Raw genomic sequence first — 11671 nt, 5'->3', positions numbered from 1 at the left:
GTCGACCGCGGCGGCGAACGGCACGATCTTCGCCTCCGCGAGAGCACGCACCGACTCCCGGAGCATGTCGTGCTCCTCGGAAGGCCGATACAGGTCGAAATCAGCGGAACCTGACACGCTCACTCACTCCCACGCTTGCTAATTACCGTTAAGTAACCCAAATGGTAGGGCGTGACCGGGCCCCGGACCAGGGCACGACTATGCTCGGGCAGGCATTCCGCCCGACGTTCACTGGAGACCCGCATGGCCCTCAAGATCACTGTGATCGGCACCGGCTACCTCGGCGCCACCCACGCCGCGGCCATGGCGGAACTGGGCTTCGAGGTCCTGGGCCTCGACGTCGTCCCGGAGAAGATCGAGCTGCTGTCGTCCGGACGGGTCCCGATGTACGAGCCGGGCCTGGAGGAGCTCCTCGCCAGACACGTGGCCGGGATCGAGGGTTCGAGCGGGCGGCTGCGGTTCACCACCTCCTGGGAGGAGGTCGGCGCCTTCGGCGACGTGCACTTCGTCTGCGTGAACACCCCGCAGAAGCACGGCGAGTACGCCTGCGACATGAGCTACGTCGACGCCGCCTTCACCTCCCTCGCCGGAGTCGTACGCGAAGGGGCCCTGGTCGTCGGCAAGTCGACCGTCCCCGTCGGCTCGGCCGAGCGGCTCGCGGGCCTGCTGCCGGAGGGCGTCGAACTCGCCTGGAACCCGGAGTTCCTGCGGGAGGGCTTCGCCGTGAACGACACCCTGCACCCGGACCGGATCGTGGTCGGCGTCCGCGGCGAGCGGGCCGAGAAGACGCTCCGCGAGGTGTACGCCGTCCCCGTCGGCGAGGGCTCGCCCTTCGTGGTGACCGACTTCCCCACCGCCGAGCTCGTCAAGACGTCCGCGAACTCCTTCCTCGCCACCAAGATCTCCTTCATCAACGCGATGGCCGAGGTGTGCGAGGCCGCCGGCGGCGACGTCGCCAAGCTGGCCGAGGCACTCGGCCACGACGACCGGATCGGCCCCAAGTTCCTGCGGGCCGGGATCGGCTTCGGCGGCGGCTGCCTCCCCAAGGACATCCGGGCCTTCATGGCCCGCGCCGGCGAGCTGGGCGCCGACCAGGCGCTGACCTTCCTGCGCGAGATCGACTCGATCAACATGCGGCGGCGCGGCCAGATGGTGGAGATGGCGCGGGAGACCCTCGGCGGGAACTCCTTCCTCGGCCGCCGGGTGGGCGTGCTCGGCGCCACCTTCAAGCCCGACTCGGACGACGTCCGCGACTCCCCCGCGCTGAACGTGGCCGGGCAGATACACCTCCAGGGCGGCCAGGTCACCGTCTACGACCCGAAGGGCATGGACAACGCCCGGCGCCTCTTCCCGACCCTCGGGTACGCCGACTCCGCGCGCGAGGCCGTGGCCGGGGCGGACGTGGTGCTGCACCTGACCGAGTGGCGCGAGTTCCGCGAGCTCGACCCGGCGGAGCTCGCCGGGGTCGTGTCGTCGCCGGTGATCCTGGACGGCCGCAACGCGCTCGACTCGGAGCGCTGGCGGGCGGCCGGCTGGACGTACCGGGCGATGGGCCGTCCGCGCGCCTGACACGAGGACACACGAGAGGGAGGGGGCGCGGTCGCGCCCCCTCCCTCCTTCGTACCTTCGTACGGCCGGTCAGGCCGCGGCCGGCCGGATGCGGTTCGTGCGGGACAGGAACTCCGTCTCGCGCAGCGCCCGGGTGACGTTCGCGTGCGCGAGGCCCACCAGGTCCTCGGCCGACCAGCCCCGGCGCAGCAGTTCCGCGAACAGCGGTACGTAGCCGACGGCCGGGGCCGTCGTGTGCGAGACGCCCACGCAGTGCGGGCCGGCCTGCGCGCGCAGGCGGTCCAGGACGTCGGCGACGGCGGCCGGGTCGTCGGTGACGGTGACCATGCAGACGGCGCCGTTCCCACCGAGGAGGCCCAGGACGTCGTCGGGGAGCTCCTCGGGGGCCGCCCGTGTCAGCAGGGCCGGGGCGCGGGTGACCGCGAGGGTGCGGCGGACCGTGTCCTCGTCGGCTCCGGACAGGTCCACGGCCAGGCCGATGCGGTTCATCTCCCGTACCGCGTCGCGGGCGAAGCGGTCGAAGCGGGTGAGGCCGGCGGCCCGTACCCCCAGGGCCTGATAGGCCCTCAGGGTCGCGGCGGACCCGCCGAGCGCCGTCCAGCCGACCGGCCCGAGGAGGGCCGCGACGCGGCCGCAGTTACGGGCGTCGGCCATCTCGGACGTGGTGTGCGCGAGACGCAGGTCCTCCGGGCAGGCGGCGACGAGCGCGCGGACGGCGTCGATGCGCCGCAGGGTCCCGACGACACCCTCGTCGGCATCGACGCGCAGGGACCAGAACTGGGCTCCGGCCTCCTTCGCGCGCACCGGCGGCAGGTCCTCCGGATCGAGGGACGGGGGCAGGTCGGTGTGCCCCTCGACGACGGGCTGGGCGGCCAGGATGGCGCGGGCGCGGGACGTCTCGTCGAGCGCCGTGGGTGGCTCCGGTGCGTCGAGCTCGCCGGCGGCGGCAGGGACGGTGGAGAGGCTGGGATGGTCGTCTAGCAGTTCCGCCATGGGGTCACTCCGAACTCGGCGATGCAGTACCGCCCCGCCTCGACCGGCGGGGCAGTACCGTCCACCGTGCCACCGGCCCCCTGCCGGGGCCCGGCGGACTGAGCCGTTCGGGTGACCGTCCGGTTACGGCGCGTCGAGGCCGTCGACAGCGTCGATGGTCGCGTTCGACGGTGCCGTACGGCTCTTCAGGTCGCGGGAGACCGCTTCCGCGTCCCGGAGGGCGCGGACCGCGTTGGACCAGGTCAGCTTGGCCAGGTCCGGGTGCGACCAGCCGCGGTGCAGCAGCTCCGCGATCAGGTTCGGGTAGCCGGCGACGTCGTCGAGACCGGCCGGGGTGAAGGCCGTTCCGTCGTAGTCGCCGCCGATGCCGATGTGGTCGATGCCGGCGGCCTCGCGCATGTGGTCGAGGTGGTCGGCGACCGTGGCGGCGGTGGCGATCGGGCGCGGGTTCTCCTCCTCGAAGGCACGGTGCAGCTTCATCGCCTCGGCGGTGGTGTCGAGGTGGTCGAAGCCGTGCTCGCGGAGGTTCTCGTCCGCCCGCGCGGTCCACTCGACGGCCGCGGGGAGGATGAACTTGGGCACGAAGGTGGCCATCGCGACGCCGCCGTTGGCGGGCAGCCGCTCCAGGACGTCGTCCGGGATGTTCCTCGGGTGGTCGCAGACCGCCAGGGCCGAGGAGTGCGAGAAGATCACCGGCGCCGCCGTGGCGTCGAGGGCGTCCCGCATGGTGGTGGCGGCGACGTGCGAGAGGTCGACGAGCATGCCCGAGCGGTTCATCTCGCGGACGACCTGCCGGCCGAAGGCCGAGAGCCCGCCGACGCCGGGCTCGTCGGTCGCCGAGTCCGCCCAGTCGTTGTTGTCGTTGTGCGTGAGCGTCATGTAGCGCACGCCGAGGGCGTGCAGGGCGCGCAGGGTGGCGAGGGAGTTGTTGATCGAGTGGCCGCCCTCGGCACCCTTGAGGGAGGCGATACGGCCCTGCCCGCGGGCCGCCTCCATGTCGTCCGCCGTCAGGGCGGGGGCCAGCTCGCCCGCGTACCGCTCAAGGAGCTGGTCGACGACGTCGATCTGCTCCAGGGTCGCGCTGACCGCGTCGTCCCCGGCGAGCCGGCACGGCACGTACACCGACCAGAACTGGGCGCCGACGCCGCCGGCCCGCAGCCGCGCCAGGTCGGTGTGGAGCGCGCCGGTCTGGTCCGCGCCGATGTCCATGCGGTCCAGGTCGTACCGCACGTGCTCGCGGAGCGCCCACGGCAGGTCGTTGTGGCCGTCGACGACGGGGTGGCCCGCGAGCAGTTCGCGGGCCTCCGCCAGACGGTCCGCCGCGGCGCTCACTTGCCGAAGCCGAAGGAGTCGGCGCCCTCGACCTTGGCCCGCAGCCGCTTGCCCTTCTCGGTCGCCTGGTCGTTGAGCTCCTGGAGGAACTCGTTCATCCGGGCGAGGAGGTCGGCGTCGTGCGCGGCGAGCATCCGGGCCGCGAGCAGGCCCGCGTTGCGGGCGCCGGCGACGGAGACCGTGGCGACGGGGACGCCGGCCGGCATCTGCACGATGGAGAGCAGCGAGTCCATGCCGTCGAGGTACTTCAGCGGCACCGGCACACCGATGACGGGGAGCGGGGTGACGGAGGCGAGCATGCCCGGCAGGTGGGCGGCGCCGCCCGCGCCCGCGATGATCGCCTTCAGGCCCCGGCCCGCGGCCTCCTCGCCGTACGCGATCATCTCGCGCGGCATCCGGTGCGCGGAGAGGACGTTGACCTCGTAGGGGATCTCGAACTCGTCGAGGGCCTGCGCGGCGGCCTCCATGACGGACCAGTCGGAGTCGGATCCCATGGCGATGCCGACGACGGGGGAGGTGCTGTGGCTGCTCACTCGGTGATCGTTCCTCGCAGATAGCCGGCGGCGTGACGCGCGCGCTCCAGCACGTCGTCCAGGTCGTCGCCGTAGGTGTTGACGTGCCCCACCTTGCGGCCGGGCTTCACGTCCTTGCCATACATGTGAATCTTGAGCTGCGGGTCCCTCGCCATGCAATGCAGGTACGCCGCGTACATGTCGGGGTAGTCACCGCCCAGGACATTGCACATCACGGTCCACGGGGCACGCGGGCGCGGATCGCCGAGGGGCAGGTCGAGGACCGCCCGGACGTGGTTGGCGAACTGCGAGGTGATCGCGCCGTCCTGGGTCCAGTGGCCGGAGTTGTGCGGGCGCATCGCCAGTTCGTTGACGAGGATGCGGCCGTCGGTGGTCTCGAACAGCTCGACGGCGAGGTGGCCGACGACCCCCAGCTCCTTGGCGATGCGAAGCGCCAGCTCCTGCGCCTGGCCGGCCAGCTCGCCGTCGAGGTCCGGCGCGGGCGCGATGACGGTGTCGCAGACGCCGTCGACCTGGCGGGACTCCACGACCGGGTAGGCGACGGCCTGGCCGTGCGGGGAGCGGACGATGTTCGCGGCGAGCTCGCGCGCGAAGTCGACCTTCTCCTCGGCCAGGACCGGGACCCCCGCGAGGAACGGATCGCGGGCGTCCTCGGGCGTACGGACGAACCAGACGCCCTTGCCGTCGTAGCCGCCGCGCACCGTCTTCAGGATGATCGGGAAGCCCCCGACCTCGGCCGCGAAGGCCACCGCGTCCTCGGGGTCCGCCACGATGCGGTGCCGCGGGCTCGGCGCGCCGATCTCGTCGAGCTTCGCGCGCATCACCCCCTTGTCCTGGGCGTGCACCAGCGCGTCGGGGCCCGGCCGGACGGGGATGCCGTCCGCTTCGAGGGCCCGCAGGTGCTCCGTGGGGACGTGCTCGTGATCGAAGGTGATCACGTCACATCCGCGCGCGAAGTCACGCAGCGTGTCCAGGTCGCGGTAGTCGCCGATGACGACGTCGCCGACCACCTGGGCCGCGGAGTCCTGGGGGGTGTCGCTGAGGAGCTTGAACTTGATGCCGAGGGGGATGCCCGCCTCGTGCGTCATACGGGCGAGCTGCCCGCCGCCGACCATGCCTACTACGGGGAACGTCACCCTCTTAGGGTATCCGCACCATCCCGGAAGCCTCGTCCGGCTGTGGTTTGGCACAAGAAAGGCGGGGCGGGAAGCGGGTTCTCCAGTGGTTTACGAGGTACCCGGGCGGGTGACAGGAGGGCTGGTTAGCATGGGTTGGGTTGACGTCATCCGGGCGTCATCCGGACGGACGGGACAGAGCCATCACCATGAGTGAACCCGGCGCGCTGCGCACGCGACTCAACGGGCTCTTCCGTGAGGTCGCCAAGTTCGGGGCAGTGGGGGCTGTCGGGGTCCTGGTCGACCTCGGAGTGTTCAATCTCGTACGTCACTTCACGGATCTGCCGGTCGTGCGCGCGAGCGTCATCGCCACCGTGGTCGCGATCGTCTTCAACTACATCGGGTTCCGGTACTTCACGTACCGCGACCGGGACAAGAGCAGCCGCACCAAGGAGATGTCGCTCTTCCTCGTTTTCAGCCTGATCGGCCTGGTGATCCAGAACGGTCTGCTGTTCATGGCCACGTACGGCTTCGGCTGGGACTCCCCGCTGCAGAGCAACTTCTTCAAGTTCTTCGGGATCGGGGTCGCCACCCTGTTCCGCTTCTGGTCGTACCGCACCTGGGTGTTCCGCACGCTGCCCGCGAAGGAGGCGGTCCAGGCCGCCGAATCGTTCTTGGAGCAGCCCCCGCGCCAGGCGGTCCGGCGCCAGCCCGACCGCGTCTGACCAGCCCTTTCGGTCCGCCTCTGCAGCCCGGCCCTTTCACCGTACGGGGCGCTCCCGCGTCTCGTCCGAGACGCTCCTGACCTCCCGGCTCAGGAAGAGCGCGAAGACCGGCGGCTGCTCCTTCAGCAGTTCGAGACGGCCGCCGTCCGCCTCCGCCAGGTCGCGGGCGACCGCGAGGCCGATGCCGGTGGAGCTGCGGCCGCTGACGGCCCGCTCGAAGATCCGTGAGCCGAGGTCGGGGGGGACGCCCGGGCCCTCGTCGGTGACCTCGATCACCGACTGGTTGCCGATGACCCGGGTTCGCAGGGCGACCGTGCCGCCGCCGTGCATGAGCGAGTTCTCGATCAGGGCCGCGAGGACCTGGGCGACGGCGCCCGGGGTGCCGACGGCCCGCATCCCCTGCTTGCCCGAGTGGACGATGGCCCGGCCCGCGCTGCGGTAGGCGGGCCGCCACTCCTCGATCTGCTGCTTGACGACCTCGTCCAGGTCGAAGGCGACGGCGGAGCCGGTCCGCGGGTCCCTGGAGTTGGTCAGGAGCCGCTGGACGACGTCGGTGAGCCGCTCGACCTGGGTGAGCGCGATCGTCGCCTCCTCCTTGACCGTGTCGAGGTCGTCGGCGAGGGCGACCTCCTCCAGGCGCATGGAGAGGGCGGTCAGCGGCGTACGGAGCTGGTGCGAGGCGTCGGCGGCGAGCCGGCGCTCGGCGGTGAGCATGCGGGCGATGCGTTCGGCGGAGGCGTCGAGGACGTCCGCGACGCGGTCCAGCTCGGGCACCCCGTACCGCTTGTGCCGGGGGCGCGGGTCGCCGGAGCCGAGGCGCTCGGCGGTCTCCGCGAGGTCGGTGAGCGGGGAGGTGAGCTTGTTCGCCTGCCGTACGGCGAGGAGGATCGCGGCGACGACGGCGAGCAGGGCCACCGCACCGATGATCAGGAGGGTGCGGCCGACCTCCTCGGTGACGGTGGAGCGGGACTCCTCGACGATCACGGTCTCACCGCGCTCGCCCTCGGCGAGGCCCCGGATGACGTCCCCGGTGGGTCGGGTGCCGATCTCGATCGACGGGCGGCCGGGGATCCGGATCTCGGCGAACCGCTTGGCGCCGCTCTGCTCGGCGAGGATGTCCGGGTTGACCGGCTCGCCGCCGATGAGCCGGCTGTCGACGATGGAGGCGAGCCGCACCGCCTCGGTGTCCACCCGCTCCTGTGCGGTGCTGGTGATGGTGCGGGTCTCGACGATGACGAGGGAGACCCCGAACACCGAGATGACGACGAGCACCACGGCGAGCGTGGAGTTGATCAGACGGCGGCGCATGGTGCTCTCCGGGGGCGGGGTGGCTCAGCTCTTCTCGAAGCGGAAACCGACTCCGCGCACGGTGGCGATGTAGCGCGGGTTCGCGGCGTCGTCGCCGAGCTTCTTGCGCAGCCAGGAGATGTGCATGTCGAGGGTCTTGGTGGACGACCACCAGGTGGTGTCCCAGACCTCGCGCATCAGCTGGTCGCGGGTGACGACCCGGCCGGCGTCCCGGACCAGGACCCGGAGCAGGTCGAACTCCTTGGCCGTCAGCTGGAGTTCCTCCTCGCCCATCCAGGCGCGGTGCGACTCGACGTCGATCCGTACGCCGTGGGTCGCGGGGGCGACGGCGGGCTCGCTGGAGCCGCGCCGGAGCAGGGCCCGGACGCGGGCGAGGAGTTCGGCGAGCCGGAAGGGCTTGGTGACGTAGTCGTCGGCGCCCGCGTCGAGCCCGACGACGGTGTCGACCTCGTCGGCCCGTGCGGTGAGGACCAGGATCGGGACCGTGTGCCCCTCGGCGCGCAGCCGCCGGGCGACTTCGAGGCCGTCCATGCCGGGCAGGCCCAGGTCGAGCACGACCAGGTCCACTCCGCCCTGGAGTCCGGCGTCGAGGGCGGTGGGGCCGTCCTCGCGGACCTCGACCTCGTACCCCTCTCTCCGCAGGGCGCGGGCCAGCGGCTCCGAGATGGATGCGTCGTCCTCGGCGAGCAGTACACGGGTCATGGGGTGATGGTAGTCCGCACGGGTGCCGGGCCGGGGCGGGACGGCGGGGGACGGCCCGCAGGGCCGGGGTGCGGGCGCCCGGGGCGAGATGACCCCTGGGGATCCTGTGGGCATCCTGTTCATGACCTTCGAATAGCCTTCCGTGGTTGCACTTCCGCCTGTGATCCATCTCTCAAGTCCTTCCATATCCGGCACTGTCGTGTCGTATGGTTGCTCGACGTCTGTAGCGGTATTGGGGACCTTTGGCTCGCTTCGCGTGCCAAGGTCCTCTTTCTGCGTGAGGTCGGCTCCGCCGATCCTCGAAGACGGTGAACGACCTGTGGGCCGGGTCCCGGGACGCGACAACGCGTCTCCCGGGGCGTGGATCCCGGTGAGTCCGACGACTCAGCCGGTGCCGGCCTCCCCCACCGGGCGCATCACGCTCACAAGGCGCGCGTCCCGACAGAGCAAGGATCGACATGGCGTCCAGCCTGACGAAGGACTCGGCCGAACCCCTCGGCTACGAGAAGACCTTCCTCGGCCACCCCCGCGGCCTGGCCACTCTCTTCATGACCGAGATGTGGGAGCGTTTCTCCTACTACGGCATGAGGGCCCTTCTCGTTCTGTACCTGGTCTCCGGCGGCGTGGACGCCGCCACGGGCAGCCAGGGCGGCGGTCTCGCGATGACCGCGGCGACGGCGACGGCGATCTACTCCGTCTACGTCTCGATGGTCTACCTGATGGCCATGCCCGGCGGCTGGTTCGGCGACCGCGTCTGGGGCGCCCGCAAGACCGTCACGATCGCGGCCTCCGTGATCATGCTCGGCCACGTCTCGCTGGCCATGCCGGGCCAGGCGATGTTCTTCGTCGGTCTCGCGCTCGTCGCGGTCGGCTCCGGTCTGCTGAAGGCCAACATCTCGACGATGGTCGGCCACCTCTACAAGAACGCGGACGACCCGCGCCGTGACGGTGGCTTCACGATCTTCTACATCGGCATCAACCTGGGCGCGTTCCTCGCTCCCCTGGTGATCGGCACCGTCGGTGAGAAGGTCAACTGGCACCTGGGCTTCGCCCTCGCCGCCGTCGGCATGGGCCTGGGCCTCGCCGTCTTCCTGATCTTCGGCAAGACGCTGAACCCGAAGAGCAGCGAGGTCCCGAACCCGCTGTCCGCCGACGAGCGCAAGGCCGTCATCACCAAGGCCGCCGTCGTCACCGTCGTGATCGCCGCGTTCTACGGTGCCGTCGTCGCCCTCGGCATGTACACCCTGAACTGGGCGATGGTCCCGATCACCCTCGCGGGTCTGATCATCCCGGTCGCCGTCCTGGCCCGCATCAAGCGCGACAAGGACCTGACCACCGGCGAGAAGTCCCGCGTGACCGGCTACATCTGGTTCTTCGTCGCCGCCGCCATCTTCTGGATGATCTACGACCAGGGCGGCTCGACGCTGTCCCTGTTCGCGGACGACAAGACCGCCGACACCATCTTCGGCCTCGGCTTCCCCGCCACCTGGTACCAGTCGCTGAACCCGCTCTACGTCATGGCGCTGGCCCCGGTCTTCGCCTGGATGTGGCTGTGGCTGGCCCGCAAGAACCAGGAGCCGAACACCATCGTGAAGTTCGCGATGGGTCTCGTCCTGGTCGGCGCGTCCTTCTTCGTCTTCATCGTCCCGATGAACATGGCGGGCGACGGCACCAAGGTCTCCCCGATGTGGCTGGTCACGATCTACATGATCCAGACCATCGGTGAGCTGTGCCTCTCCCCCGTCGGCCTCTCCGTCACCACGAAGATGGCGCCGCAGAAGTACGCCTCGCAGATGATGGGTGTCTGGTTCCTCGCCGTCACCGCCGGTGACTGCACCACGGGTCTGCTCTCCATCGCGGGCGTCGATCTCAACGGCACCGGGATCATCGCGATGCAGGCGGCGCTCGCCGTCGCCGCCGGATTCGCGATCTACATGTACCGCAAGAAGGTCCAGGGCCTCATGGGCGACGTCCACTGACGCTCGTAGGTCCACGGAGGCCGCCGCACCGGGTTCGGTGCGGCGGCCTCCGTCGTTCCTCACCTCCTGAGCCGCGCCCACGGGGTGAAGGTGAACACCGCGCCGCCGAGCAGGATCACCGTGCCGGCGACCAGGGCGAGGGCGCGCAGGGCGCCGTCGCTCTCGGCGCCGGTCTCGGCGAGGTTCCCGCCGTCGGAGCCGCCGGAGGCCGTGCCGCCGGAGCCCGAGCCCGAGGTGCCCGTTCCGCCGCTCGCACCGCCGGCCTGCTTGCTCGTGTCCAGCTCCAGGGAGGCGTTCACCGCTCCCTTGACCTGGCACGGGATCTCCATCTTGGCCTCGCCGAGGGTGACCGAGATGGTGAGCGCGCCGGGGCTGAGCGTGGACTTCCCGGTCGCCCCCGGCTTGTACGTGCCCTTCATGTCCTCCAGGCTCACCGGGGCGCCCGCCGCGAGCGCGGTGGGGTTGGGGGCGCCGGTGACCTTCACCGTGCCGCTGTCGGCTCCGCCGATCTTCACCGCCATGGACGGGGTGAGAGCCCCCTTGGGGAGGGCGGCGGGGCTGTTCATGACGCCCTTGGCCGTCTTGACGGTGAGGTCGTAGACGGCGCCGTTCTTCTTGGCGTTGATCGTCACCTTGGAGTTGATGTCCGGCGGTCCGGGGGCCTGGCAGGCGAAGGCGACGGTGACCTCCTTGCCGGGGAAGTCGGTCTGCCCGCCACCGGAACCACCGCCGGTGGTGGTCGTACCGCCGGAGGTGGTGGTCGTGCCTCCGGCGGTGGTGGTGCTGCCGCCCGATGTGGTGGTCGTACCGCCCGAGGTCGTCGTACCGCCGGAGGTCGTCGTGCCGCCCGAGGTGGTCGTACCGCCCGAGGTCGTCGTGCCGCCTCCGCCCGCCGTCACCTTGATCGTCGCGCCGACCGGGACCGCTTCCTTCGGCGCGCACTTCGTGTCCGTCGATATCGGCTTGGACACGTTGATCGTGTACTTGTCGGGCGTCAACGTGATCTCGCCCGCCTTGTCCAGCTTCAGCTTCCCCTTCATCTCGGGCAGCACCATCGGGCTGTTCTTGGGGATCGGCGGGTTCTTCCGCGGCCCCTCCATCGCGACGGTGCCGGTCGCCGCGCCGCCCACGGTGAGGACGCCGGTCGGCTTGACCGTGTCCGCGCCGAGGTCGAGCACGTCGGGGTTCTTCGACGCGGCCTGGACCGTCTTCCAGACGATCTCGACCTCGTCGCCGACCTTGGCCTCCGCCGGTGCCGTGATCAGCACCTTCGTCGTGCCCTGCACGGGCGGAAGTCCGGAGATGGACGGCGGGATGCACTCCGTCCTGTACGAGACCTCGGCGGCCTGTGCGGGTCCGGCGGAAATCAGGATCCCCGCGCCGCCGAGCATCAGCGCGACTCCGGCCGCGCTCAT

At 70.8% G+C, this 11671-nt stretch carries 10 protein-coding genes and 1 pseudogene; 3 read left to right on the top strand and 8 right to left on the bottom strand.

Annotated elements, in window-relative coordinates; translation table 11 throughout:
* Window positions 1-117 (bottom strand): annotated as a pseudogene (locus tag IO20_RS41650) (acyl-CoA dehydrogenase family protein); the annotation flags it as partial.
* A gap of 126 nt (window positions 118-243) precedes the next feature.
* On the opposite strand from IO20_RS41650, the gene IO20_RS0129885 reads away from it, so the two are divergent.
* Window positions 244-1569: a UDP-glucose dehydrogenase family protein gene (locus IO20_RS0129885; RefSeq protein WP_030555471.1), complete on the top strand. Its 1326-nt coding sequence runs from the start codon at window positions 244-246 to the stop codon at window positions 1567-1569.
* A gap of 69 nt (window positions 1570-1638) precedes the next feature.
* On the opposite strand, the gene IO20_RS0129880 is transcribed toward IO20_RS0129885, so the two are convergent.
* The 4 genes from IO20_RS0129880 to IO20_RS0129865 all read right to left on the bottom strand — a co-directional run bounded on the left by IO20_RS0129880 (window position 1639) and on the right by IO20_RS0129865 (window position 5563).
* Window positions 1639-2562: a membrane dipeptidase gene (locus IO20_RS0129880; protein WP_051874846.1), complete on the bottom strand. Its 924-nt coding sequence runs from the start codon at window positions 2560-2562 to the stop codon at window positions 1639-1641.
* Window positions 2563-2685: 123 nt separating this feature from the next.
* The gene (locus tag IO20_RS0129875) at window positions 2686-3894 is read right to left on the bottom strand and encodes a dipeptidase (protein ID WP_030555465.1); all 1209 of its coding nucleotides are present in this window, start codon (window positions 3892-3894) and stop codon (window positions 2686-2688) included.
* On the bottom strand, window positions 3891-4388 hold the full coding sequence (gene purE, locus IO20_RS0129870; RefSeq protein ID WP_051751520.1) for a 5-(carboxyamino)imidazole ribonucleotide mutase: 498 nt from the start codon (window positions 4386-4388) through the stop codon (window positions 3891-3893). Before purE ends, IO20_RS0129875 begins: the two co-directional genes overlap by 4 nt.
* Window positions 4389-4423: 35 nt before the next feature.
* Window positions 4424-5563: a 5-(carboxyamino)imidazole ribonucleotide synthase gene (locus tag IO20_RS0129865; RefSeq protein ID WP_051874844.1), complete on the bottom strand. Its 1140-nt coding sequence runs from the start codon at window positions 5561-5563 to the stop codon at window positions 4424-4426.
* A gap of 188 nt (window positions 5564-5751) precedes the next feature.
* Here IO20_RS0129865 and IO20_RS0129860 point away from each other — a divergent pair, with 188 nt between their 5' ends.
* Window positions 5752-6267: a GtrA family protein gene (locus IO20_RS0129860; RefSeq protein ID WP_030555460.1), complete on the top strand. Its 516-nt coding sequence runs from the start codon at window positions 5752-5754 to the stop codon at window positions 6265-6267.
* 36 nt (window positions 6268-6303) lie between these two features.
* On the opposite strand, the gene IO20_RS0129855 is transcribed toward IO20_RS0129860, so the two are convergent.
* Window positions 6304-7575, bottom strand: coding sequence for an ATP-binding protein (locus IO20_RS0129855; RefSeq protein ID WP_030555458.1), 1272 nt, complete (start codon window positions 7573-7575; stop codon window positions 6304-6306).
* A gap of 24 nt (window positions 7576-7599) precedes the next feature.
* Complete coding sequence (locus IO20_RS0129850; RefSeq protein ID WP_030555456.1) at window positions 7600-8277, bottom strand: response regulator transcription factor; 678 nt, start codon at window positions 8275-8277, stop codon at window positions 7600-7602.
* A 458-nt stretch (window positions 8278-8735) separates the two neighbouring features.
* On the opposite strand from IO20_RS0129850, the gene IO20_RS0129845 reads away from it, so the two are divergent.
* Window positions 8736-10256 (top strand): peptide MFS transporter, encoded by a 1521-nt coding sequence (locus IO20_RS0129845; RefSeq protein WP_030555454.1) that lies wholly within the window; start codon window positions 8736-8738, stop codon window positions 10254-10256.
* 59 nt (window positions 10257-10315) lie between these two features.
* On the opposite strand, the gene IO20_RS0129840 is transcribed toward IO20_RS0129845, so the two are convergent.
* Window positions 10316-11671: a hypothetical protein gene (locus IO20_RS0129840; RefSeq protein WP_030555452.1), complete on the bottom strand. Its 1356-nt coding sequence runs from the start codon at window positions 11669-11671 to the stop codon at window positions 10316-10318.

The organism is Streptomyces exfoliatus, assembly GCF_000725545.1.
GTDB lineage: Bacteria > Actinomycetota > Actinomycetes > Streptomycetales > Streptomycetaceae > Streptomyces > Streptomyces exfoliatus.
This window is presented reverse-complemented; position numbering and strand designations above follow the sequence as displayed.